Here is a 489-nt window from a genome sequence, read left to right on the forward strand (position 1 = left end):
CGGTGGGGGATCCGGGGTCGCTCATCCGGTCACCTCCGGCAGCACCCGCTCGCCGAAGGTCTCCACGAAGCCGACCTGGTCCGCCCCCACCTGGTGCAGCATCACCCGGTCGAAGCCCTCGGCCGCCTCGACCAGCCACGCGGCGTGTTCGCCGGGGTCGGCGGAGGAGTGGACGTACTCGGCCACCTGGTCGCGACCGACGAACCGGGCGGCCTGCTCGAAGTGCTCCGGCTGGGCGATCTCCCAGGCCACGTCGCTGCCCAGGACCGCCTCCCGCCACTGGTCGTGGGCCACCGCCAGGGCACGGTCGGGGTCGGGGTCCCAGGACAGGTGCACCTGGAGGACCGCGGGTCCGCGCCCGCCGGCCTCGCGGTATGCGGCCAGCGTCTCGCGCTGGGCGTGGCCGGGCTGGTTGATGGTGATCAGTCCGTCGGCCCAGCGGGCGGAACGGGTCGCGGTGGCGGGGGTCACCGCGGCGGTGTACAGCTC

1 protein-coding gene is annotated in these 489 nt (G+C 74.6%); it reads right to left on the reverse strand.

The features are described from left to right. Positions 1 to 21: 21 nt before the first annotated feature. A partial coding sequence (locus FNQ90_RS26410) for an LLM class flavin-dependent oxidoreductase (RefSeq protein WP_182608587.1) occupies positions 22 to 489 on the reverse strand: 468 nt, incomplete at its 5' end.

Source organism: Streptomyces alkaliphilus (genome assembly GCF_014141535.1).
Classification (GTDB): Bacteria; Actinomycetota; Actinomycetes; order Streptomycetales; family Streptomycetaceae; genus Streptomyces; species Streptomyces alkaliphilus.